Origin of the sequence: Rhodococcus sp. AQ5-07, from assembly GCF_009707305.1 — a bacterium.
Taxonomy (GTDB): Bacteria; Actinomycetota; Actinomycetes; order Mycobacteriales; family Mycobacteriaceae; genus Rhodococcus_F; species Rhodococcus_F erythropolis.
In genome coordinates this window covers 1,067,582-1,090,625 of record NZ_CP046099.1, presented here as the reverse complement: position 1 = coordinate 1,090,625, position 23,044 = coordinate 1,067,582, and the positions used below count along the sequence as shown (strand labels likewise).

The following is a 23,044-nucleotide window of genomic DNA, read 5'->3' as shown; positions in this document are numbered from 1 at the left end:
ATCGAATTCAGCGTTTTCATCTGTGCGGCAGCAGTTTCCCTCCGGAGAGGAACATGATGGCAAACGGCACGAACGACGGCCCACTCCAGGAGGACGAACGTGCCGAACTATCCAGGTTGCGGCAAGAGGTTGCAACGCTTCGCGAGCAGACTCCCAGCGCCCGCGAAACGACCGTCGAGCAAGTCTCCCGGCCACCTCGACACGGACTGCGGTGGACTGCCGTGGCGATACTGCTGGTGTTGGTCGCGCTCCTTGCCGTCTTGTCCGTGACCACCCGCTTCACCCGTAGTCAGATACTCGACACGGACCGCTACGTCAGTACGGTCGCGCCACTGGGCGAGAATCCCGCCGTTCAGGCCGAGATCACGAATCAGATCACTGACGAGATCTTCGATCGTGTCGACGTCGAGGGGCTCACCACCGACGCACTCACCGCACTGACCGACGTGTCGAATCTTGCGGCCAACGCGCCGCGTCTGGATCAAGCCGTAGTGGGGTTGGCACCGGTGATCGCCGGCCAGGCAAAGAGCTTTGTTCACGACACGGTGGGCTCGCTCGTTCGGTCACAACAGTTCGAGGACTTGTGGATTCAAGCGAACCGATCGGCGCACAACGCACTGGTCTCGGTCATGACCGGAGATTACGGCCCCAATTCCGTCGAAGTCGATCAGAGCGGAACCGTCAGCATTTCGCTCAGTACGATCATCGACAGGGTCAAAACAGCTTTGATCGACCGCGGCTTCGCCTTCGCAGACAAAATCCCCTCCGTGGACAAGGAATTTGTTCTCTTCCAGTCCCCCGAGCTGGTGAAGGCTCAGCGAGCCGTCTCGGCACTCGACAAGGTCTCAGCGGTGCTGCCGTGGTTGGGAATCGCTTGCGCGGCAGCCGCTGTCGCCGTTGCGCCAACCGGTCGCAGGCTCCGCGCACTGTCCCTGGTCGGCTTGTCGATTGCGTTGGGAATGCTGGTTCTCGCGATCGGAATTCTCATCGGACGCGCAATCTACCTCGACAGTGTGCCCACCGATATCCTCTCGCCAGACGCCGCGACTGCCGTCATCGACACAGTTCTGGTACCACTGCGCACGAGCCTGCGAGCGGTCGCGGTCCTCGGCGTGGTGATAGGGCTCGGGGCCTACCTGGTCGGTGGGTCGTCGTCGGCGATCGCCGTTCGACGAGGCTACGGGCAGGCATTGGACTTCGTCCGGCATTCTTCAAGCGGCCGTACGCCGAATCAGGTGGAGCGGTGGGCCAATCAGCTTCGTGTTCCGCTGCGCTGCGCCATCATCGGCATCGCCGCACTGTTGCTGCTCTTCTGGCGCTACCCCACCGGTTTGGTCGTGGGTTGGATCGTCGTCATTGCGCTGGTTGCACTCGTAGCTCTCGAAGTGCTGGTTCGTCCCGCACGCGCCGCCGCGCAGGACGCCCGGCCTGACGACGCCGGAACCGACGACGCCAGGCCTGGGGCAGAAGATACAAAAACTACGCCAGCGCCTTTGCCTTGATTGCCTGGAATTCCTCTTCGTTGATCGCGCCGGAGTCGAGAAGCTCTCTGGCGTCGGCGATCTGCTGAGTCGGAGACCTGCCGGCGACGGTTCGAATGTAGTCACTCTGCGCGTGTATGTGCTGTTGAGCGGCCTCCATCGACCGCCGAGTCATTCCGTCATTCTTGACAACCACGTAGATCATCGCGGACAAGAATGGAATGACGAAGAGGAAAATCATCCACAACGCCTTGGCCCAACCCGAAGTCTCGTGATCACGGAACAAGTCGGTGATGATCGAGAACAACACGCTCAAATACGCCACAAAGGCAAAGCAGACGAAGATGAACCAGAAGAATTCCCAGAAACCTTCCATGTCAACGCTCCCTGTACTCGGTTTACACATAAGGAGTTCGGGAGGCTGACATTCCGCGCCTGAAATCTGCAGTCGGCCAAAACTCCCTGGTCCAAGGTCATTTCAGTATGCGCCGACGACGTCCGTTCCGGCTACAGTTCGAGAGGGTTCAGCACTGCGGACCGTTCATCCATTATCGGAATCACGATCATCCGGTTCGAGATCTCGTGTCTGGCCGCCTTTTCGACAAGGAGAGGCACGAAATCACGTATCCGACACCCCGCAAAACGTTGGTGAATTGTTCGCACTCTGTTTTCGATCTCCGGTGGAGGAACATTCGGATACCGGGAAATCAGGCGAGTGATCACCCGCTCGACGTGGAGCAACTCTTCGTCGCCAGTCATCAATTAATACTCGCGCCGATCGCTGACACCGTCAAGACTCGAAACGGGCTCGAAAACAACACGATTCGAGTCGCGATCCCGGAGAGAATAGGTTGACCGAATACGGGGCATACACATACGAGCGGACGATGCCCCGCGCGCTCACGTCTCCAAGGAGTGGAAGTGGGAAAGAACGCTCGGATTCTTCACGACGACGCGGCACTCGTCGCAGAAAAACCGATGAAGAACAAGGCATACCGCCACGAACTCAAGCCGATGCACGGTGAGCTCGTGGCTTTGCAGGAGTGGGTCAAATCGTCTGGCGCCAAGGTCTGCATCGTGTTCGAAGGCCGAGATACCGCGGGGAAGGGCGGAGTAATCAAAGCCATCACCGAACGCGTGAGTCCACGAGTGTTCCGGGTGGTTGCTCTACCGGCGCCGACCGAGCGAGAGCATTCGCAGATGTATGTCCAGCGCTACGTCCCACATCTCCCGGCGGCGGGCGAGATCGTCATCTTCGACCGAAGTTGGTACAACCGTGCCGGAGTCGAACGAGTGATGGGCTTTTGCACCGAAGAACAGGCTCATCAATTTCTCCAGCTCATTCCGACCGTCGAGCGCGCGATCGTGGAATCGGGAGTCATCCTGCTCAAGTACTGGCTCGAGGTCAGCGAAGAACAGCAGCTCTTACGTCTGCAAAGCCGGATCGACGATCCTCGAAAGATCTGGAAGCTGTCGAATCTCGATCTGAAGTCGTTCAGTCATTGGTACGACTACTCGCGTGCTCGCGACGAGATGTTTCGCTTCACCGACACCGGCTGGGCGCCCTGGTATGTCGCGAACAACGACGACAAGAAACGCGGACGACTCAACATCATCAGTCACATTTTGAGTCAGATCCCCTACGAGCCCGTGCAATCCACTGACATCACCCTGCCGAAACGGCAGAAGGCCCACGGCTACCAGACGCCCAAACAACCGCTTCACTGGATTCCGACCCGGTATTGACGATCGCCAAGGAAAGGACGTGCGGTCATGAGCCCCACGCCGTGGCATGCGCAGAGTGGCGAATCAGTCGTGTCCGTACTGCAGTCGGACCAGCAGCGCGGACTGCAATCGAGTGAGGCCGACCAACGTCGACAACGCTACGGGTCGAACGAAATCACCTCGACGCCACCGCCGTCGACGTGGTCGATCGCACTGTTGCAACTGAAAGATCCGATGAACTTGATGCTCGTCGCCGTGGCCGCGGTCAGCATCGCCATCGGTGAAGTGCCGACAGCGATCGTGGTGGCGGTGCTCGTCGTGCTCAACATCGTCCTCGGAACTCGACAGGAGTTGAAGGCACGGGCCAGCGTCGACGCGCTCGCCAAGATGCAGACACCCCAAGCGCGGGTCATTCGTGACGGGAACCTGATTCAGCTCGACGCTACCGAACTGGTGCCGGGTGACGTCGTCCAAGTCGAGGCAGGAGACATCATCGCTGCCGACGGACGGTTGCTCGCCTCGACGACCCTGGAGACACAGGAAGCCGCATTGACCGGGGAAAGCGCGCCGATCCCGAAGGACCCGAAAACGCTGAGCAATGAGGATATTCCACTCGGAGACCGCAGCAATCTGGTGTTCCAGAACACCTCGGTCACCCGCGGCACAGCGACCATGGTGGTCACCGAGACCGGAATGCAGACGCAGATCGGCCAGATCGCGTCGATGTTGTCGGCCGTCGCCCCTGGCAAGTCGCCACTGCAACGAGAATTGGACTCTCTCACCAAACTTCTCGGCATCATCGCGTGGACGGCCGTGATCGTCATCGTCGTCATCGGACTCATTCGTGGTCAGGACCTGACAACGCTTCTGCTCCTTGGTATCGCGATGGGAGTGTCCGCGATTCCGACCGGCCTGCCAACCTTCGTCCAGGCAATGCTGGCCTACGGGGCCCGTCAACTGGCCGACGCCAAGGCCGTCGTGAAGAACCTGACCGACGTCGAAACTCTCGGCGCGACCAGTGCAATCAACTCGGACAAGACCGGCACGCTGACCATGAACCAGATGACCGTCCGATCGCTGTACGTCCACGGCCGTTGGTACACAGTCGACGGCGAAGGCTACGCCAAAGCGGGAAGGATCACGCAGGTTGCCGGCGAGGCACCGCCCGACTTCACCCTTCTCGCATACGGACTGTGTCTCGACAGCGATGCAACGGTTTCCGATTCCGGGGAAGTTGTCGGCGACCCGACCGAGGCCGCACTCGTGGTGCTCGCGGCAAAGATCGGTGCCGACGCACCACTCACCAGACGGACCTACCCGCGGGTGGCGACGGTTCCGTTCGATTCCGCGTACAAGTTCATGGCCACGTACCACCATCTCGAAGTCGACGGCGTAAGTCAGTTCGTCGGATTGGTCAAGGGCGGACCCGATGTCGTCCTCGCTCGTTGTTCTTCGGCCTTTCTCCCCGGCCGCCGGCAGGTACCGATCGAGGAAGTCCGAGACGAACTCACGGCAGCAAATCAGTCCATGTCCGAGAAGGGTCTTCGGGTGCTTGCATTCGCTGTCAGACGACTCGACGGACGGGAAGACGCTGTCGTGGCGGACCCTATGTCCTTTGTCGAGGACCTGACGTTTGTCGGTATGGCAGGCATCATCGACCCGCTGCGTCCGGAGGCGGTCGATTCGGTGCGAACCGCACACCGGGCCGGTATCGAGGTCCGCATGATCACCGGCGACCATGCCATCACCGCCGCCGCGATCGGTGCCGAACTCGGACTCGGCCCGGGCGCGGTCGGCGGAGCCGCATTGCAAGCGATGACCGATGACGAACTCTCGGCCGCGTTGCCGAACCTGCACGTGTTCGGCCGAGTCACTCCGCAGGACAAACTTCGCTTGGTCGATGTCATGCAGAGCGGTGGCGCCGTGGTCGCGATGACCGGAGATGCTGTCAACGACGCCGCCGCGTTGAAGAAGGCCGATATCGGCGTCGCCATGGGCTCGGGCAGTGAGGTAACCAAACAGGCGGGCAAGATGGTGCTCACCGACGACAACTTCGGAACCCTCATCACCGCGATCACCCTGGGCCGCAACATCTACGGGAAGATCGTCTCGTACATCCGCTACCAGATGTCGAAACTCTTCTCGTTGGTTCTCCTCTTCCTCGCCGCGAGCATCTTCAACATCAACGAGGGTGTGGCACTGACACCGCTGATGGTGCTGTTCCAGCACTTCTTCATCACACTGTTCCCCGTCGCCGTGATCATGCTCGACCCGCCGCCACCGGATCTGATGAACAAGCCGCCACGCGATCCCAAGATGCCGATCGCACATCGAAGCGCAGTCGCTCAGTGGCTCGCGTACGGCGTTTTGCAATTTGCCGTGACACTCGCAGCGATGCTTCTCGCACCCGGCGAAATGAGCACTACTGAGGCGAATGTCCCCATGACCACCGCATTCGTAGTGCTCTCTCTCGGTTCGATATTCGCTGGGTTGACCATGCGGCGTGATCCCGAGTCCGGACTTGTTCCGCCGGTTCTCGGTGCCATCAAGATCTTGACCATCCCCACGGTCGTGACCGTATTTGCCGTCGAGGCGGGTGTTCTCCAGGATCTCCTCATGACAACCTCACTGACCGGCGCCCAGTGGCTCGTCTGCCTAGGCTGGTCGCTGATCATCCCGGTTGTCGTCGAGTTGGAAAAGGCGATCCGACGCCGCCGCCTCTCACCGACACCTGTCGCCATCACCGCGACCACTGCAGTTGCCCCCGAGCGCGCCCGTCACTCCGCAGAGGGAGGGACAATCACACGATGACGTGGACGGAGGGTCTAGGTCGGCTACCGGGGATCGCGACTGCCCGCGGGTACCGCCGCGAATGGCTGCGAACCGACATCACAGCCGGGCTCGTCTTGACGGCCCTGCTGATCCCGGCGGGGATGGGCTACGCCGAGGCCGCCGGATTGCCCGCGTACGCCGGTCTGTACGCAACCATCGTGCCGTTGCTCGCGTATGCGGTAGTCGGACCATCGAAGATTCTTGTACTCGGACCTGATTCGTCGCTGGCACCGCTCATCGCCGCCGCAGTCATACCGCTGGCGGTGGTCGGCGATTCGGAGAACGCGCTTGCACTAGCCGGAGTTCTCGCCGTTCTTGTCGGGCTCATCCTGGTGATCGGCGGATTTCTGCGTCTGGGTTTCGTGACCGAACTCCTCTCGAAACCGATCCGCCTCGGCTACCTCAACGCCATCGCGCTCGTCGTCGTAATCGGTCAGATTCCCAAGCTGCTCGGTTTCTCCGTCGACGCGTCCGGCCTCCTCGGTGAAATCGGTGAGATCGGAAAGGCTCTGGCCGGTGGAGATGTCGATCCCCTCGCTGCCGTCATCGGCGTGGGTTCACTCATTGTCATTGTGGTCTTCCGGCTCTGGGTGCCTGTTGTACCCGGTGTGCTGGTCGCCGTCGTCGCGGCAATAGTCTTGTCCGCCGCCGCCGGTCTCACCGATGACATCGGCATGGTCGGCGCACTGCCGGAAGGACTTCCCCTCCCCTCTCTCGGTGGAGTCACCTGGCAGGACGTCGGGCACCTGATCGGACCGGCGGCCGGTATCGCGCTGATTGCCTTCGCCGACACCGGCGTTCTCTCGCGTACCTTCGCCGCCCGCCACGGCGAAGACGTGAACGGCAGTACCGAGATGAAGGCGATCGGTGTCGCGAACGTGGCCGGCGGACTGTTCGGCGGATTTCCGATATCGGCGAGCGGATCACGGACGCCGGTAGCCGAACAGAGTGGGGCGCATACACAATTGGCCGGTGTCGTCGGAGCACTCGCCGTCCTGGTGTTTGTCCTCGTCGCTCCCGGACTCACTGCATATCTGCCCGATGCAACACTGGCCGCCGTCGTCATCGTCGCCGCGTGTGCACTGATCGACGTGGGCGGCATGGTCCGCATGTGGCGCATGAGCACCGTGGAATTCGGCCTCGCCGTCGCGGCGTTTCTGGGCGTTGCCCTGGTCGGGGTGCTTCAAGGCATCCTTGTTGCGATCGGACTCTCCTTCGTAGCGGTCATCGCGCAGGTATGGCAGCCACATCGAACCGAACTCGTCGAGACGGGCGAACCCGCGGGATTCCACGACGTCGAACGCCACCCGGACGGACATCGCATCCCCGGCCTCGTGTTGGTGAGATTTGACGCACCACTGTTTTTCGCGAACGGCGAGATCTTCGACGAGTACGTTCGCTCCGTCGTCGCCAAGGCACCCGACCCGGTCGAATGGGTGGTCATTGCCGCCGAGCCGATCACCGGGCTCGACACGACCGCCGTCGACGAACTCGTCGATCTGGATACATTTTTGGAGGGCAAAGGAATTCGATTGGCATTCGCGGAGATGAAAGGTCCGATCAAGGATCGACTCATCCGATTCGGGGTCGGCGACAGGTTCGATTCGACGCACTTCTACCCGACCATCGAAGCGGCCGTGAACGCATTCCGCACCCGAACCGGCGACTGACAACGCCAGGCAATCGGGAGCCTAAGCTGCATTAGGTACCGTTTGGTATGGGATTCACGACGGACAACGTTCCGGCTCGCCGTATCGCTCAGGTCGCCGGGGTGGGTGGGATTGCCGTCGGTGTCATTGCGCTGATCTCGTTGTACTCCACCAAGCCGATCAACCCGTTGATCGCCGTGGCCTCCTTTGTCCCGATGCTGCTTGCAGTCACACTCGCAGCGTCCCTGATATGCCTGGTTTTTCGCCGCTGGATCCTGCTGGCGATTTCGGTGGTACTGATAGCGGTGGGCGCGTCGGTGATCAGTCCATTGTATGTAGCAAACAGTTCCGAAATCGACGGGCCGTCTCTGCGTGTAATGCAAGCGAACCTTCTCTTCGGGCAGGCAGACCCCGTCAGTTTGACTGCGACGGTGCGTGAGAAGGCAGTCGATGTCCTGACGGTTCAGGAACTGACCACATCACTCGAAGGCTCTCTGAGAGATCAAGGGCTCGAGCAACTGCTGCCGCATCACTACTTGGTACCGGACGAGGCCGGCGGGGGTGGCGCAGGTATTTACAGTCGTTATCCGCTGACGGAAACTCGGGAATTGAACGGCTTCGGACCTACCAATCTTGTTGCCGAAGTGGGATTCTCAACCCCGTTCACCCTTCTGGCGGTTCACCCCGGACCGGCGTACGTGACCCCGCCCGACGTGTGGACTGCCGAGCTGAGCACTTTGCGAAACGCGCTCGACGCCGCTGCCGCGGAGGGAACCGTCGTCGTCAGTGGCGATTTCAACACGACCTTCACGCACAAGCAATTCCGTGACCTTCTCGACGTCGGCTACTCCGATACCGCAGACCAATTGGGAGTCGGCATCGTTCGCACCTACCCGGCGGACAAAAAATTTCCCGCGATCGTCGGCATCGACCATGTACTTCTGCGGGGTGCACAGGCGAAGTCTCTCGAGCGCATCGAGATCGAAGGTTCCGATCACTACGGCTTGATCGTCGACGTGGCGATCCCCCAGTAGTCGGAGAGCACCCGATCCGCGCGAACGCGTTACGGATCACCCGTGCTTCGGCATGCTTCGACCCGACACATCGATTGTTCGATGTAGATGATGCGGCGTACGCAGGACGATCGACCGGTCCACCACGGATACGCCCGGAAACTGCTCGGCGAGATAACCTTCCAAACGCTGCACGTCGTCGATCGAGCGCAGCCACACCGCCAATGCGATGTCGTAGCTGCCGATCGTCGAAGCAACAAGCCTCGCCTCACGCAGGAGGGAAAGGCGCTGAGCAATGGCTTCCTTTCGCCCCTCGAGACGTAAGAAATACCAGGCGTAGACCGGCCAGCCGGAGTAGGGCCGAGCAATCTCCGTGCGGACGACCAGGCGCCCCGTCGACAGCTCGTGAGAAAGGAGCGCCCCGGCGCGAGCCGACGTGACGCCGAGGGCTGCAGCGAGGGCCGAGACGGTAATTCGTGGTTCGCGAGAAAGGATGTCGAACAGCTTCGACTGTTCCTCTTCGCTGGCGCGTACCCCACGACTCTTCGCCGCCGGGGCCGACTCGAGCGCGGCAATTTCTTCCGCATCGAGAGCACGTAGACGCCAGTTTCGTGCGTCGGAATTCGCCGAGGACACGATCTGAGTTCGCATCGCAGTGACCATCGGCAGCGATCGTGTTCGTTCCAAGACATACCTGGACAATTGATCGAGGTCAGTGCAGGTGAGCGTGACGAGTAGATCCCGATTGCCGGTTGTGAGATCGACTGTGAGAACTTCGGGATCGTGCGCGATCTGTTCGGCCACGCTCAAGGTCTGTGCCGGTGCGCATTCGATCTCGAGCAGTGCGGTCGCCGACACGATGGGACCCCCACGGTACGCAGCGATCCACGCTATCCCTTGCGAGTGCAGACGCTCCCAACGCCTGGTCAGGGTGACCGGGTCGGAACCGATCGCGCGTGAAAGCTCGGACCACGAGGCTCGCGGCCTGATCTGCAGTGCGTTCAACAGCCGAAGATCTTCGTCCTTGAGCACCTGATCCTGCACCGGGGACCTCACTTTCAAAAGAATGCTGCACCGAAACAGGATCGAAACGCATCGATCCTAACTTCATCACATCAATAGTCCACCAAATCCTGAACCTCGAGAACGCTTGCTTCTTGCGTTCGTTCGCCCCCTCGAGAAAGACACCGACATGACCGAAGCATTCCCTGTCTCGCATGACGATTCTCCGGTCAGCGATCAAACCCCGACGCAAAAGATCGTTTTCGCCTTGAGGTCGCCACGGCTGTGGATCGTGGCGATTCTGCTCCTCGCGCTTGCGGCAGGCGCCCAACTGATCGGCCCCGCAGTGATTCCTGTCGGCGCTGCCGCCATCACGATCTTGCCCATGGTGTGGGGACTGATTGCCGGCGGTGCCGTCTCGAGTCAGAAGTGGAAACCTCTCGGCCTCGATCTTCAGGCCGCAGCCTCGGCAATCATGGGGCTGGCTGTTCTCTTGCTTTGCGCGAGACTGTCTTTCACCATCGGCCCGAACATCCAACTGTTGTTCGAGGCGGGCCCCGCCCTGCTACTGCAGGAACTGGGGCACTTGTTCGGCACTATCGCTCTCGCACTCCCGTTGGCGGTACTCCTTCGGATGGGACCGGCCACCGTCGGAGCCACCTTCTCCATCGACCGCGAGGGGTCCTTCGCGATGGTCAGTGAACGCTACGGTCCCGATTCCGACCAGTACCGTGGTGTCCTGTCGATGTACGTCTTCGGCACTCTGTTCGGTGCCGTGCTGATCAGCCTGATTGCGTCGCTGGCGACATCCTTCAACATCTTCGACCCCCTTGCATTGGCGATGGGTGCTGGGGTCGGATCCGGCTCGATGATGGCTGCCGCTGCCGCCAGCGTCGTTTCGGCGCACCCCGAGATGGCCGACCAGGTACTCGCCGTAGCGGCAACATCCAACATCATCACCGGCCTCCTCGGCGTGTATGTCGGCATGTATGTCGCACTCCCCCTTGCCGATCGAATCTACGGCGCACTCACCAAGCACTCGAAGACGACCAGCGAACGGAAAGCCGACACTGCCCCACGAGCGGTTGCGCCGAGCGTCACCGTGCCGCTGACCACCATCGTTCCGATTCTGTTCGTCGGTGGGGTCATCGTCTCCTCGATCGCAGCGGGTGGCGTATCTCGATCGATCATCGTCGGTTACCTGATCCTCACCGGATTGTTGCTCCTGGGCGTCGGCGTGGCCCGCCTGACGCGCGGCAAGATCGCGGCGATGATCGCAATCATCACCATCGGCGCCTTGGCGACAACACCGTGGTCCCCCATCGGTGATTTCGTCTCGAGCACCGTCGGGACTGTCGACTTTCTCTCGATCTGCACCCTCACCTTGACTGTCGCAGGTCTCAGCCTCGGCAAGGACCTTCCCTTGCTCAAGACGATCGGCTGGAAGATCGTGCCCGTCGGAATCGTCGCGATCCTCGCCTCTTACCTACTTTCCGTGGTCGTCGCGGAGTTCGCGCTGGGCCTCTGGCACTAGAACTGCACCCGAAGACGCTGAGAACCGAAGACACCGCGATCCGAAGACACAGAGAACCAAAGATGTTGAAAGGAAGCAATACCCATGTCCATCGCTGACACCCTCACCCACACAGACTCGGTTTCGAGCACGATCGAGAAGTGGGCATCACGCCTCATCGATGTCAGCCACACGATCCATGCTCACCCAGAGCTGGCATTCGAAGAGCATCGGGCGTCCGCCCTCTTGGCGGACGCCGCACAGGAAGCCGGCTTCACGGTTACTCGCGCCGCCTACGGCCTCGAGACGGCATTCGAAGCTGTGCGAGGCTGTGGCCCCTTCCGCGTCGTAGTCTGCGCTGAGTACGACGCCCTTCCCGACATCGGTCATGCGTGTGGACACAATGTCATCGCCGCTGCCGGACTGGGAGCAGCGATCGCGCTCGGAGAGGTCGCGGAGGAACACGGCCTGACCGTCGTCCTTCTCGGTACGCCGGCCGAAGAACATGGCGGCGGGAAAGTCTTGCTGCTCGAACGTGGCGCATGGGAGGGCGCGGCGATGTCGATCATGGTCCACGGCGCTGCAGGTGAAGACGTCAGTTGCACGGTCACCGGAACGCAGGCAGTCGACCGGTTCGACGTGACCTACACCGGACGAGCCGCACACGCGGCCGCTGCGCCACACAAGGGCATCAACGCAGGTGACGCCGCCACGATCGCCTTGGTCGCCATCGGACTTCTCCGTCAACAACTTCCGTCCGACGTCAGGCTCAACGCCTATGTCGAGCACGGCGGCGAAGCAACAAACATCATTCCGGCCTCGACGTTGGTGCGAGCGGAAGTTCGGGCCGCAGAACTCGACGTGCTGTTGGACGCCAAGCGTCGCATGCTCTCCTGCTTCGAGGGCGCAGCTGTGGCCAGCGACTGCTCCTGGTCGACCGAACGCGCCGAACCGCGCTACGAGGAGCTTGTTCAACATCGCGTGCTGGCGACGATCTGGGACGAGGAGATCGCGAGCCTGGGCCGCACCGCGGCCGCCCGAACTCCCCTGACCGGCGGCTCGACGGACATGGGCAACGTGTCGAAGGTGGTCCCCTCGATCCACCCGATGATCGCGTTGCGCGGCGTCACCGGAGTTCCTCACACTATCGAGTTTGCCGCTGATGCCCGCTCCGCAGCGGGCGACGAAGCTGTTCTGCACGGAGCAATCGCAATGGCGCGCACAGTGATCCGAGCCGCAACCGGGGACTCGCGCTCCAACCTCCTGACGATTGCGGCCCAGCGCGAGTCAGGAGCGACCACCGTCACGAGCGCCGAATGAGCACCACCGGCGTCTATGTTTCCGCTCTCGAATTCTTCTCCATCGGCATCGGACCCTCCAGTTCACACACGGTCGGTCCGATGCGCGCCGCCCACACTTTCGGCGGCGAGCTCTCCGCCGCCGGCTTGACCGCGTCGGTCGACCGAATTCGCTGCTACCTGCACGGCTCTCTCGCCGCCACCGGAATAGGTCACTGCACTCCCGACGCGGTGATTGCGGGACTTCGTGGGTTGGATCCTGAAACGTGCGAGCCGACCGACGTTCACGGGCGCTGGGCCGAACTGTCGGACGGCGGATCGGTGATGCTCGTCGGTGGCTCACTCGAACACGTAGTGTTCACTCGCGAGGACATGGTGTTCGAGCCACTCGTTCGCCGTCACGGGCACCCCAACTCGATGACACTGACAGCCTTCAAGGGTAACGAAATCGTCTGTACGAGTACATATCTGTCGATCGGTGGCGGATTCGTACTGCGCGCCGGAACGGAGACGCAAGCAAGCACGCATTCGATCAACTCACACTATCGAACCGCGAAAGAGCTACTGGCGGAATGCGGCTCCGGAACCATCGCCGAGCTGGCACTGTCGGACGAAATCGCGATGCATGGCCAGGATCGAGCATTCACCGGCATCGACGCGATCTGGTCCGCGATGCGCGCATGCATCGAACGCGGCACCCAGACCGAAGGTGTATTGCCCGGGCGTCTCGGAGTTCGCCGACGAGCACGGTCTGCGAACATTCAACTGGAACAACGTAACTGCGCACCATCCTCACGCGAGTGGCTGACCGTCTATGCCATGGCGGTCAACGAAGAAAATGCAGCGGGTGGCCGCGTGGTAACGGCTCCGACGAACGGTGCCGCAGGCATCGTGCCGGCGGTGCTCTACCACCACATACGTGCGACGGGCGCCGGCGCTCACGACGTTCGAACCTTTCTCCTCACCGCTGCCGCAATCGGATCGATCATCAAGGCGAATGCCTCGATCTCGGGCGCGGAGGCGGGGTGCCAAGGCGAAGTCGGAGCTGCCTGCGCGATGGCGGCAGCCGGCTTGTGCGCTGTCATGGGCGGATCACCACGACAAATCGAGAATGCAGCTGAGATTGCCATGGAACACCATCTGGGGCTGACCTGCGATCCGGTTGGTGGCCTGGTCCAAATCCCCTGCATCGAACGAAATGCCGTAGCCGCCTCGACTGCAGTCACCGCAGCTCAGCTCGCATACCTGGGTGACGGGACGCATGTGGTGAGCCTCGATACCGTCATCGAAACCATGCGCCAAACCGGAAACGACATGTCCGTGCGTTACAAGGAAACCAGTGAAGGCGGACTCGCCGTCAATGTCGTCGAGTGCTGAGGGGATGTCGACGGCAGCGGCGACGGCGGGCGGACGCCATCACCGGAAATATCATCCTCTCGAACGATGAAGTCCGGTGTACCGATTTCTACACTCGTTGACATGACCTTGTGGACGGTGACCAGATGATCGCTCATCACGCTGGAGGAATCCCACTGCACAACTCTCCACTGCACAACACTGCGGGGCCGACGCGCTCGACGCAGTCCTCCGGTCGCAAGATCGCCGCGTTGATCGCGTTGGTCGCCGGTTTCTCCGCTGCCTTCGTTCTGGCCCCGGGCATGCTGACGAGTAGGCCGGGCGATGGGTACGCAGGCGAGGGGGAACTCGTCGAGACGGTCCGCGCCGCGTTCGTCGAATACTGGAGTTCCGGTGTCCAAGCCTTCTCTCCGAGCTTGGAGTCCGCTGTCGACTACTGGCTGCGTTACCACGTGGCCAAGGCTGTGATCGCGGTAATGCTGCTGACGGTTCTGCTCGCACTCGGCCGCATGGTCAAGGCGTCGTTCGTGAACGCCGGCTCTCTGACGGTTGTAAAGAAACTCGCATTCGTCTCGGCGGGAGGCCTGGTCACGCTCCTCGCGCTGTTCTCTTCGGTACTCGTGATGGCAAATGTCCAAGGTGTTGTCGCACCCTTCTCTTCGCTGATCTCGATGTCGCCCGTGGCCCAGACGGATGGGGCACTCTCCGAAACTGTCGGGCAGGTCCGACAACAGCTCGCTCAGTCGACGGCCACCGGAAATCAGCAAAGTCCCGCCCTCGAACTGATGATCAGCGACTTCGCGCGGTATCACTTGGCCATGGCGGTGATCGCGCTGATCGCGGCAGCAATATCACTGGCCGTGACTGTGGTCGTGTGGGCACGCTTCGCGAGAACGGCACGATCCGACAGGCGGACGAGATTCATGTCGGGGTCGATAGGCCTTCTCACTGCACTGTTCACGCTGGGATTGATCGTTGTCGGCGTAGCAAATATGGGCACCGCGGCAGACCCCGCACCGGCGCTGGCGGCGTTCTTCGACGGCGGGCTCTGACCCAAGTCAAGGGTTCAGGCCAGGGTTCCATAGTCCCCCGGTACCGGTTGAGGAGGTACCTGGGGACTGCGTCTGCCGTACCCGGGGTCGATGTGTGAGTGCCCTCGGACAGGCAGAGTTCGACTCATGAAAACCGGAGCAAGACGCATCATGCTTGTCGGCCTGTGCAGCGCCGTGGTTGCCGGCGCTGTAATCAGCTGCAGCACGGACAAATCCGCAGACAATCCCACATCCACCACTGACAAGGTCATGGACTCTGCCATCACCGGCCAGCTCGATTCGATCATCGACGCTGCGGTGAATTCGACGGGGATTCCCGGTGCGATGGTGGGCATTTGGGGACCCGACGGCAACTATGTGAAGGTTGCAGGAGTCGCCGACACTGCAACCAAGGCACCGATGGAGACCGACTTCTACCACCGGATCGGTAGCGTCACCAAGACATTTACCGTCACCGCCCTGCTGCAATTGGTCGACGAGGGAAAGATCGGTCTCGACGATCCGATCTCCCAGTACGTCGACGGGGTCATGGAAGGTGATGCGATCAGCTTGCGTCATCTGGCAGGGATGCGCAGCGGTCTCGTGGACTACACGACGTCTGAACAGTTTGTGATGGAATATCTTTCGGATCCTCGCCGAACTTTCACACCGGAGGAACTCGTCGGATACGTCAAGGACCTCCCACTCCAACTTCGACCAGGGACCACCGTCGACTACTCGAACACCAACACTATTCTGCTGGGAATGGTGATCGAAAGGGTCTCCGGCTCCAAACTGTCGGACGTCATCGACACCAAGATCACGACACCACTCGGCATGGAGCACACCAGCTTTCCCACGACCAACGCGTTCCCGACACCACACGCACAGGGTTACACCAACCAAACGCTCGACGAAACCGTGACCGCGGCGACGGACTGGAATCCGTCGTGGGGCGGCGCCGCGGGTGCAATGATCTCGTCGTTGGACGACATGCGCATCTGGGTTCCGGCGCTGGCCAAGGGCGATCTCCTCACCGACGACACTCAGAAGCAGCGCCTGCAGACCGTGAACTTGAGCGAAGGGGACGACAGCTCCGGCTACGGACTCGGATTGTTCAACAGCGGTGGCTGGATCGGTCACAACGGAAGCCTGCCCGGCTACAAGACAGTCTCGGTCTACTTGCCCGAGAAGGACACCACCCTGGTCGTCTTCATCAACACCGACATCGACGGCGAGACTGATCTGACCAGCGCATTGATGGCACCGATCACCAAGTTGATCAGCCCCGACAACGTCTACGGCTGATCACCTCAGGTCCGATCCACAATTCGGACAAAAGTGACATACCGGGTTCGATCTGTCGATAAGCTCGACCGTCGGCAGATCGAAACCCGAAAGAGGCGCTCATGGGATCGTTGAACGACTGGCTACTCAACAGCGACAGCCCGCTCGTGGGCATAGTCGGCGGCATCCTGCTGACGATCGCAATGCTCTCCGGCGGTACGGGCATGTAGCCCATTCACATCAGCATGTGATTCGTGACATCTTCACGTGACTCAACGAACATGTTCGTTACGAACATGTTCGTGTACCGTGAAAATATGCCCAATCAGCCAGCAAGTCCATCGAGCCGACGCAATCGTCCGGCCAAACCCGCTCTGACACGCGAGGGCATCGTCAGCACTGCGGTGGAAATCTTGCGGTCGGAGGGGTTGCAGAAGTTGACCATGCGTCGACTCGCCCTCGAACTCGACACCGGGCCGGCGTCGCTGTACGTGTACGTTCAAAATACCGCCGAATTGCACGCCGCCGTTCTGGACGAACTGCTCGGAGTCGTGGACCTCGCCGAAAATTCCTCCGGCACTTGGCAAGCGCGCCTCGAACGGGTGCTGACGTCCTACACGGCCATACTGTTCGATCATCCCGGCCTTGCCCAGTCGGCTCTCGTTTCCCGGCCCAGCGGAGTTCACTACGTACGCCTGCTCGAGCGCCTGCTGGCATTGCTCGACGAAGGCGAAGTCCCTTCGGGTCAAGCCGCGTGGGGCGTGGACTTGCTGCTGCAGTACGCGACGTCCACTGCTGCCGAACACTCGGCGCCGAACAATTCCGCCGACTCGGATGCCCAATGGAGCGCGTTGACCGACGCAATCCGGAACGCAAACCCGCAGACGCACCCACTCGTCGCAGGCCATGCAACAGCTCTACTTGCCGGTGAACCCACCGCGCGCCTCTCCTGGGGATTCCGCACGCTCATCACGGGCATCGAGAACACCCCACTCACTTCTTAGGAACCCACCATGAACCACTACCCCATCGCAATCATCGGCGCCGGCCTCGGCGGCCTCACCCTCGCCCGAGTCCTCCATCTCCGCGGAATCGATTCGGCGGTATTCGATTTCGAATCCGGACCAACAGCTCGGACCCAAGGCGGGATGCTCGACATCCACGAAGACTCGGGCCAGATCGCGCTTCGTGCCGCAGGCCTCTACGACGAGTTCCGCGCACTCGTTCATCAAGGCGGCGAAGAGACACGCGTCCTCGATCGAAATGCCGTCGTGCACCTGAGCGAGCAGGACACCGGAGACGGCGACCGCCCGGAAATCGACCGCGGCCAGCTGCGTGACCTACTGCTCAGCTCAATTCCGAAAGAAACAATCCGCTGGGGAGCAAAGGTCCGCAGTGCCCATCCGTTGCCGGACGGTCGGCATGAAGTCCACCTCGTGGATGGCACCCACTTCACCACCGATCTCCTGGTCGGCGCCGACGGCGCGTGGTCGAAAATTCGCCCACTGGTTTCAAACGCCACTCCTGCCTATACCGGAGTATCTTTCGTGGAGTTCGACCTTCACGACGCCGACAACCAGCACGCGAAGGCCGCTGAAACAGTCGGCGGCGGAATGATGTTCGCGCTCAGTGCCGACAAGGGCTTCCTTGCCCACCGTGAGACCGACAACAGTCTGCACATCTATGCCGCCCTGCGAGTTCCCGAGAACTGGTCAGCGAGTGTCGACTTCTCCGACGATCATATTGCGAAGAAGATTCTGCTGGAACACTTCTCGGACTGGGACGAGTCGCTGCGGTCACTGATCGTCGAAGCGGACAGCTCGCTGACCCCTCGCCCCATCCATGCTCTTCCCATCGGGCACAGTTGGAGCCGTACTCCCGGGGTCACTCTGCTCGGGGACGCAGCGCATGTCATGTCGCCGTTTGCCGGAGAGGGCGCGAACCTGGCAATGCTCGACGGCGCCGAACTCGGCCAGGCGATCGCGTCACATAGCGGCACGGAGGAAGGACTTGCTGCCTACGAAGAACGACTCTTCCCACGCAGCGCCGCATCGGCACAACAGTCGGCTGACGGTCTGGACATGTGCTTCGGCGAGAACGCACCCCAGGGGCTCCTGGACATGTTCAACTCACAACCGTGACCTGACGAATTCGGATCAGGTCGTCATGCCTCGAGGGCAAGCGACGAAGACAAACCACGGTGGGCTTCGACTTCATCGAGCAGTTGGTGGGCTTTCTGCTCGACCACGGACAGTGCATCGGCGCCGGCGACCCACCGACGCGGGGGTAGCGGCGAATCGACAAGTGCCACAAGTGCCGCGGCAAGTTTCACCGGATCCCCACCCTGGGCACCGTTCATGCTCTTCCACGCTTCGACGGTCTTGCCAGTCCGGGCGTCGTAATCGTCTATCGACAATTCAGGCCAGATCGACGACGCACCCTCGACAAGCAGTTCGGTCCGGAAGAATCCCGGCTCCACGATCGTCGTCCCGATTCCGTACGGTTCGACGTCGAATCGCAATGATTCCATCCAGCCCTCCAGCGCAAATTTCGACGCGGCGTAGGCTGCGCAAAACTCCTGACCAACCAGGCCCGCAAGCGAACTGACAGTCACGACATGTCCACCCCGTTGCCTACGCATCACCGGCAACACCGCCCGTGTCACATTGATCGGCCCGAAAAAGTTGGTCTCCATCTGAGCGCGAAGTTGCGCCGGACTGACAACCTCGAAGAACCCGGCGTAGAAGTTTCCGGCGTTGTTCACCAGCACATCGATTCCACCGAATCGTGCAACTGCCGTGTCCACCGCAGCATATGCGGCTTGTTCGTCGGTGATGTCCAAGGCAATCACCAACAGGTCGTCATGCTCACCGATCGCTGCAGAAACACGGTCCGCATCACGCCCCGTTGCCACCACCGCGTGCCCGCCGGCAAGAGCCGCCTGCGCAATGTCGACTCCCATGCCCCGGCCTGCGCCGGTTACGAACCAGACCTTCTTGTCACCCATGTTCACTGTCCTCCCGTTTGATGGAGTCCAGTACAGAACAGATTCCACGGGCCTGGGAGTGCCTATCGTTCCCGGTAACAGCAGACCCCCTCGACGCCCCTCCTACTCGCGAAGAGTCGTCAAGAAGGCAATACGGTCACCACGGTAGAGCGAACGAACGCGCTCGATCGGCACACCCTCCGGATCGACGGAGGTCCGGTGCAGCAGAAGCATCGGCATCGAGGTCGTGGACTCGACGAGCGTTGCCTCACGCGGTGACGCGAGCACCGTCTCGATCCGTTCGGTTGCGGAGGCGAAGACCACGCCGATGGAACGGATGGCCGCGTACAGCGACGTCGTGGCATCGAAAGCGTCGAGCATTTCACCGAACCTGCTGTCCGGCAGGAAGGTTGATTCGAGTCCGATCTTCTCACCGTCGGCGAAGAGGACACGCTCGAGATGAACGACGCTGTCGCCCACCTCGATACCCAACTCCGTGGCGAGACCGTCGTCGGCCGACATTCGTTCGAACGTCACAACCTTACGACTGGGCACTCGCCCAGCACTCAGTGCGCCTTCGGTATAAGAACGAATCGAGAGCGGCTGAACCAACTTCGGACTCGCGACGACAGTGCCCCGCCCCCGCCGCTCGATCCGTCCTTCGACAAGGAGATCACGAAGCGCTTGACGGACCGTCTCGCGAGCGACAGTGAACCGTGCCGCCAATTCCCGCTCGGACGGGACTGCGTCGCCCTCCTCGAGCCCACTGAGAATGGTCTCGATCTCGGTGCGCACCCGGTAGTACTTCAGCTCCGGTTCGATCACGACGCTCGAGGTCCCCGGCCCGGTGGACGTCTGCTGATTCATGGCGCAAGCGTACAAGAATTCGGTCTATACCAATTGTTAACCTGGAGTTCGTCTCGATTCCCCCTATTGGTCTAGACCAAACGTCACTATCTCTACATGCGAATTTTGATTGTTGGCGGAGGAATCCTCGGAACGGCGCACGCCGACGAGGCAATCCGCCGGGGACACGACGTCATCCATCTCGAACGCGAGCCCGAAGCCCGCGGTGCAACGGTACGGAACTTCGGATTGGTCTGGGTATCCGGGCGTGCTCCGCACGAACTCGAAGCCGCGCTGCGTTCGCGCGAGCTGTGGGCGGACCTTGCCGCCCGTGTCCCCGGCGTCGGATACCGCCCGGCCGGCTCCATCACCCTCATGCGCACCGAGGAGGAGGTCGCGGTCGCGCAGGAAGCATTCGCTCGGCCGGACGCCGACAACCGAGGGTTCGCACTTCTCGATCCCGACGCCGTTCGCGTCGTCAACCCCGCGCTCCGGGGCAAGTTTCTCGGCGGACTGCACTGCACCCTGGACGCCGCTGTCGAGTCACGGCAAGCGCTCCCCGCCATCCGTTCTTACCTCGAATCCACCGGCCGTTACACCTTCCACGCCGGAACGGAAGCCCGCGAGCTCACGACGAACACCCCCGGCGTACACATCCGCGACGATCACGGTCGCAACTTCGACGCCGATCTCGTGATCGTCTGCCCCGGAGCAACACTCGGCGGATTGGCCCGCGATCTCGCCGGCGATCTCCCGTTGCGACGTGTGCGCCTGCAGATGATGCAGACCGCCCCACTCGGCGAAAAGCTCACCACCGCAATCGCTGACGGTGACAGCTTCCGCTACTACCCCGGTTTCGCCGGATCTGCCCTCGATCACCTTCGCACGGTGCAGCCACAGGAACCGACTGCCGAGGAGCACCGCATGCAACTCCTGTGCGTGCAGCGCTTGCACGGCGGTCTGACCATCGGTGACACCCACGAATACGAGGAGCCCTTCGACTTCGACGTCGACGAGGCGCCCTATCGCCATCTGTCCGGAGTGGTGGAAACACTTCTGGGGCGCGATCTTCCGCCCATCGTCAAGCGATGGGCGGGCGTCTACAGCCAGTGCCTCGACCCCTCACAACTTGTTCACCGCGCACAAGCCGCCGACAACGTCTGGGTGGTTGCCGGTCCCGGTGGCCGCGGCATGACGCTCGGCCCGGCACTGGCGGAACAAACCGCCGACCAGCTCGGTCTCTGAATCCTTCCGACAAGAAAGACTTCTCATGTCTCCCATCACCCTTGCCGTTCTCGACATGGCCGGCACCACCGTCGCCGACGACGGACTGGTTCTTCGCGCGTTCGCCGCCGCTGCCGAAGCCGGCGGACTGCCTGCCGAAGGCCCGGAAGCCGACGCCGCTCGCCAGTACGTCCTCGACACCATGGGCCAGTCGAAGATCGTCGTGTTCCGGGCGATCTTCGGTGACGAAGACCGTGCCCAGGCCGCGAACGCCGCCTTCGAAACCACTTACGATTCCCTCATCGACCAGGGCCTGGCCGAGCCGATCCCTGGCGCGGAGAAGGCGATCACCACACTGCGCGAGGCCGGCATCAAAGTTGCCTTGACCACCGGATTCAGCCGATCGACACAGGACAAACTCCTCGTCGCGCTCGGCTGGGAAACCCTCGCCGATCTCACCCTCTCCCCCGCCGAGGCCGGTCGCGGTCGACCGTACCCGGACCTGATTCTGACTGCCCTGCTCAAACTTTCGATCGACGACGTCCACCAGATCGCCGTACTCGGCGACACGTCCAACGACGTGCTCAGCGGCATTCGTTCCGGCGCATCCATCGTCGCCGGAACTCTGACCGGCGCACACGACGAGCAACAGCTTCGCGACGCCGGAGCCACCCACATCGTCCCGTCCGTGACGGAGTTCGCCGAACTCCTCACCCACTCCTGATCTCACCTCCGAAAAAGGAATCGTCATGCGTCTACGCCCGAGCATCGCTGCGGCCGCTCTCGCCGTGTCCGTCCTTTCGTTCACCACTGCCTGCGGTGGCACCGGCACTGCTGCCGGATCAGACACCGAAACCGTCACCGTCTACAGCGCCGACGGTCTGTCCGGTTGGTACAAGGGAAGATTTGACGCCTTCACCGCGCAGACCGGTATCGCCGTCAACCTCGTGGAAGCCGGATCCGGCGAGGTCGTCTCGCGGGTCGAGAAGGAACAGTCCAACCCACAGGCAGACGTGATCATCACGCTGCCGCCATTCATCCAGAAGGCCGACGCCCAAGGTCTGCTCGAGCCCAGCGGAATCGACACCTCCGCCGTTCCTGCAGACGAGAAGGACGACGCCGGCAAATACGTACCCGTCGTCGAGAATTACCTCTCGTTCATCGCCAATCCGACTGCATCACCCGCCCCACAATCTTGGGACGACCTGCTCACTGATCAGTTCAAGGGCAAGTTGCAGTACTCCACGCCCGGCCAGGCCGGCGACGGTACCGCGGTGTTGTTGCTGCTCCAGCATCTGATGGGCAAGGAGGGCGCACTCGACTACCTCGGAAAGCTCCAGGCCAACAACGTCGGTCCCTCGTCCTCCACCGGAAAGCTCCAGCCCAAGGTCAGCAACGGGGAACTCCTGGTCGCCAACGGTGACGTCCAGATGAACCTCGCCTCCATCGCCGACGACGGCTCGAAGTTCGACATCTTCTTCCCCGCGGGAGCCGACGGCACTCGCACCACCATTGCACTGCCCTACGTGATGGGCCTCGCCAAGAGCGCACCGAGCAGCGAACAAGCCAAGAAGTTGATGGAGTTCCTGCTCTCCGAAGAATCCCAGAAGACCGTCGCCACCGATGCACTCGGCGTATCGGTCCGCGAGGACGTCCGAAGCAGTGCCGGTGAATCGACCGACAAGAACACGCCTTCGGGAGTTCTGCAGGGCGTCAACGTGTGGACCCCGAACTGGAACGACGTCCTCAGCTCGCTCGACGCCGACATCGCCGCTTACCAGAAAGCCACCGGGAGCTGATC

Annotated in this window: 20 protein-coding genes; 15 read left to right on the top strand and 5 right to left on the bottom strand. The window is 61.7% G+C overall.

Going from position 1 to position 23,044, the window contains the following annotated elements:
- The first annotated feature begins 56 nt into the window (after nt 1-56).
- Nucleotides 57-1,502, top strand: a complete 1,446-nt coding sequence (locus tag GJB56_RS05110) for an ABC transporter ATP-binding protein (RefSeq protein ID WP_113682947.1) — start codon at nt 57-59, stop codon at nt 1,500-1,502.
- On the opposite strand, the gene GJB56_RS05105 is transcribed toward GJB56_RS05110, so the two are convergent.
- Complete coding sequence (locus tag GJB56_RS05105) at nt 1,480-1,857, bottom strand: SHOCT domain-containing protein (RefSeq protein ID WP_020969370.1); 378 nt, start codon at nt 1,855-1,857, stop codon at nt 1,480-1,482. The two genes, GJB56_RS05110 and GJB56_RS05105, sit on opposite strands and share 23 nt — an antisense overlap.
- Before the next feature lie 131 nt (nt 1,858-1,988).
- Nucleotides 1,989-2,240, bottom strand: a complete 252-nt coding sequence (locus GJB56_RS31595) for a three-helix bundle dimerization domain-containing protein (RefSeq protein WP_019748020.1) — start codon at nt 2,238-2,240, stop codon at nt 1,989-1,991.
- Nucleotides 2,241-2,459: 219 nt separating this feature from the next.
- Here GJB56_RS31595 and ppk2 point away from each other — a divergent pair, with 219 nt between their 5' ends.
- Genes ppk2 through GJB56_RS05080 form a run of 4 tightly spaced genes read left to right on the top strand, consistent with a single transcriptional unit; the run spans nt 2,460 to nt 8,721 of the window.
- Complete coding sequence (gene ppk2 / locus GJB56_RS05095) at nt 2,460-3,227, top strand: polyphosphate kinase 2 (protein ID WP_442792724.1); 768 nt, start codon at nt 2,460-2,462, stop codon at nt 3,225-3,227.
- Nucleotides 3,228-3,254: 27 nt separating this feature from the next.
- Nucleotides 3,255-6,017 (top strand): cation-translocating P-type ATPase, encoded by a 2,763-nt coding sequence (locus GJB56_RS05090; RefSeq protein ID WP_113682948.1) that lies wholly within the window; start codon nt 3,255-3,257, stop codon nt 6,015-6,017.
- A complete protein-coding gene (locus GJB56_RS05085) occupies nt 6,014-7,708 on the top strand; it encodes a SulP family inorganic anion transporter (protein WP_019748017.1) in 1,695 nt (564 codons plus the stop codon). The genes GJB56_RS05090 and GJB56_RS05085 overlap by 4 nt, the downstream gene beginning before the upstream one ends.
- 47 nt (nt 7,709-7,755) lie before the next feature.
- A complete protein-coding gene (locus GJB56_RS05080; RefSeq protein ID WP_019748016.1) occupies nt 7,756-8,721 on the top strand; it encodes an endonuclease/exonuclease/phosphatase family protein in 966 nt (321 codons plus the stop codon).
- A gap of 36 nt (nt 8,722-8,757) precedes the next feature.
- Here GJB56_RS05080 and GJB56_RS05075 read toward each other — a convergent pair whose 3' ends face one another.
- A complete protein-coding gene (locus GJB56_RS05075; protein WP_230091135.1) occupies nt 8,758-9,756 on the bottom strand; it encodes an Lrp/AsnC family transcriptional regulator in 999 nt (332 codons plus the stop codon).
- 136 nt (nt 9,757-9,892) lie between these two features.
- Between GJB56_RS05075 and GJB56_RS05070 the strand changes: the two genes are divergently transcribed.
- From GJB56_RS05070 to GJB56_RS05040, 7 genes are all read left to right on the top strand, one after another.
- Nucleotides 9,893-11,236 carry a DUF3100 domain-containing protein gene (locus GJB56_RS05070; protein WP_113683094.1) on the top strand — a complete coding sequence of 448 codons (1,344 nt, stop codon included), beginning with the start codon at nt 9,893-9,895 and terminating at the stop codon, nt 11,234-11,236.
- 84 nt (nt 11,237-11,320) lie between these two features.
- Nucleotides 11,321-12,535 (top strand): amidohydrolase, encoded by a 1,215-nt coding sequence (locus GJB56_RS05065; protein WP_020907392.1) that lies wholly within the window; start codon nt 11,321-11,323, stop codon nt 12,533-12,535.
- The gene (locus GJB56_RS05060; protein WP_113682949.1) at nt 12,532-13,890 is read left to right on the top strand and encodes an L-serine ammonia-lyase; all 1,359 of its coding nucleotides are present in this window, start codon (nt 12,532-12,534) and stop codon (nt 13,888-13,890) included. The genes GJB56_RS05065 and GJB56_RS05060 overlap by 4 nt, the downstream gene beginning before the upstream one ends.
- Nucleotides 13,891-14,015: 125 nt before the next feature.
- On the top strand, nt 14,016-14,921 hold the full coding sequence (locus GJB56_RS05055) for a hypothetical protein (RefSeq protein WP_230091134.1): 906 nt from the start codon (nt 14,016-14,018) through the stop codon (nt 14,919-14,921).
- 126 nt (nt 14,922-15,047) lie between these two features.
- Nucleotides 15,048-16,208 carry a serine hydrolase domain-containing protein gene (locus GJB56_RS05050; protein WP_113682951.1) on the top strand — a complete coding sequence of 387 codons (1,161 nt, stop codon included), beginning with the start codon at nt 15,048-15,050 and terminating at the stop codon, nt 16,206-16,208.
- Between the two features lie 296 nt (nt 16,209-16,504).
- Nucleotides 16,505-17,191: a TetR/AcrR family transcriptional regulator C-terminal domain-containing protein gene (locus tag GJB56_RS05045; protein WP_020969360.1), complete on the top strand. Its 687-nt coding sequence runs from the start codon at nt 16,505-16,507 to the stop codon at nt 17,189-17,191.
- Between the two features lie 9 nt (nt 17,192-17,200).
- Nucleotides 17,201-18,328, top strand: coding sequence for an FAD-dependent oxidoreductase (locus GJB56_RS05040; RefSeq protein WP_060939584.1), 1,128 nt, complete (start codon nt 17,201-17,203; stop codon nt 18,326-18,328).
- Between the two features lie 23 nt (nt 18,329-18,351).
- Here the strand turns inward: GJB56_RS05040 and GJB56_RS05035 are convergent, their stop codons facing one another.
- The gene (locus tag GJB56_RS05035; RefSeq protein WP_042951642.1) at nt 18,352-19,194 is read right to left on the bottom strand and encodes an SDR family NAD(P)-dependent oxidoreductase; all 843 of its coding nucleotides are present in this window, start codon (nt 19,192-19,194) and stop codon (nt 18,352-18,354) included.
- Between the two features lie 102 nt (nt 19,195-19,296).
- Nucleotides 19,297-20,040 (bottom strand): GntR family transcriptional regulator, encoded by a 744-nt coding sequence (locus GJB56_RS05030; RefSeq protein WP_051720809.1) that lies wholly within the window; start codon nt 20,038-20,040, stop codon nt 19,297-19,299.
- Nucleotides 20,041-20,136: 96 nt separating this feature from the next.
- Here GJB56_RS05030 and GJB56_RS05025 point away from each other — a divergent pair, with 96 nt between their 5' ends.
- Genes GJB56_RS05025 through GJB56_RS05015 form a run of 3 tightly spaced genes read left to right on the top strand, consistent with a single transcriptional unit; the run spans nt 20,137 to nt 23,042 of the window.
- Nucleotides 20,137-21,264 carry a TIGR03364 family FAD-dependent oxidoreductase gene (locus tag GJB56_RS05025; protein WP_060939585.1) on the top strand — a complete coding sequence of 376 codons (1,128 nt, stop codon included), beginning with the start codon at nt 20,137-20,139 and terminating at the stop codon, nt 21,262-21,264.
- A gap of 25 nt (nt 21,265-21,289) precedes the next feature.
- A complete protein-coding gene (locus GJB56_RS05020) occupies nt 21,290-21,967 on the top strand; it encodes a phosphonatase-like hydrolase (RefSeq protein ID WP_020907384.1) in 678 nt (225 codons plus the stop codon).
- 25 nt (nt 21,968-21,992) lie between these two features.
- Nucleotides 21,993-23,042: a 2-aminoethylphosphonate ABC transporter substrate-binding protein gene (locus tag GJB56_RS05015; RefSeq protein ID WP_020969356.1), complete on the top strand. Its 1,050-nt coding sequence runs from the start codon at nt 21,993-21,995 to the stop codon at nt 23,040-23,042.
- Nucleotides 23,043-23,044: the final 2 nt, after the last annotated feature.

Bases quoted from the DNA above. Each gene is read 5' to 3' on its own strand.
- GJB56_RS05110 (WP_113682947.1), top strand. From the start codon at position 57: ATGGCAAACGGCACGAACGACGGCCCACTCCAGGAGGACGAACGTGCC.
- GJB56_RS05105 (WP_020969370.1), bottom strand. From the start codon at position 1,857: ATGGAAGGTTTCTGGGAATTCTTCTGGTTCATCTTCGTCTGCTTTGCC.
- GJB56_RS31595 (WP_019748020.1), bottom strand. From the start codon at position 2,240: ATGACTGGCGACGAAGAGTTGCTCCACGTCGAGCGGGTGATCACTCGC.
- ppk2 (WP_442792724.1), top strand. From the start codon at position 2,460: ATGAAGAACAAGGCATACCGCCACGAACTCAAGCCGATGCACGGTGAG.
- GJB56_RS05090 (WP_113682948.1), top strand. From the start codon at position 3,255: ATGAGCCCCACGCCGTGGCATGCGCAGAGTGGCGAATCAGTCGTGTCC.
- GJB56_RS05085 (WP_019748017.1), top strand. From the start codon at position 6,014: ATGACGTGGACGGAGGGTCTAGGTCGGCTACCGGGGATCGCGACTGCC.
- GJB56_RS05080 (WP_019748016.1), top strand. From the start codon at position 7,756: ATGGGATTCACGACGGACAACGTTCCGGCTCGCCGTATCGCTCAGGTC.
- GJB56_RS05070 (WP_113683094.1), top strand. From the start codon at position 9,893: ATGACCGAAGCATTCCCTGTCTCGCATGACGATTCTCCGGTCAGCGAT.
- GJB56_RS05065 (WP_020907392.1), top strand. From the start codon at position 11,321: ATGTCCATCGCTGACACCCTCACCCACACAGACTCGGTTTCGAGCACG.
- GJB56_RS05060 (WP_113682949.1), top strand. From the start codon at position 12,532: ATGAGCACCACCGGCGTCTATGTTTCCGCTCTCGAATTCTTCTCCATC.
- GJB56_RS05055 (WP_230091134.1), top strand. From the start codon at position 14,016: ATGATCGCTCATCACGCTGGAGGAATCCCACTGCACAACTCTCCACTG.
- GJB56_RS05050 (WP_113682951.1), top strand. From the start codon at position 15,048: ATGAAAACCGGAGCAAGACGCATCATGCTTGTCGGCCTGTGCAGCGCC.
- GJB56_RS05045 (WP_020969360.1), top strand. From the start codon at position 16,505: ATGCCCAATCAGCCAGCAAGTCCATCGAGCCGACGCAATCGTCCGGCC.
- GJB56_RS05040 (WP_060939584.1), top strand. From the start codon at position 17,201: ATGAACCACTACCCCATCGCAATCATCGGCGCCGGCCTCGGCGGCCTC.
- GJB56_RS05035 (WP_042951642.1), bottom strand. From the start codon at position 19,194: ATGGGTGACAAGAAGGTCTGGTTCGTAACCGGCGCAGGCCGGGGCATG.
- GJB56_RS05030 (WP_051720809.1), bottom strand. From the start codon at position 20,040: ATGAATCAGCAGACGTCCACCGGGCCGGGGACCTCGAGCGTCGTGATC.
- GJB56_RS05025 (WP_060939585.1), top strand. From the start codon at position 20,137: ATGCGAATTTTGATTGTTGGCGGAGGAATCCTCGGAACGGCGCACGCC.
- GJB56_RS05020 (WP_020907384.1), top strand. From the start codon at position 21,290: ATGTCTCCCATCACCCTTGCCGTTCTCGACATGGCCGGCACCACCGTC.
- GJB56_RS05015 (WP_020969356.1), top strand. From the start codon at position 21,993: ATGCGTCTACGCCCGAGCATCGCTGCGGCCGCTCTCGCCGTGTCCGTC.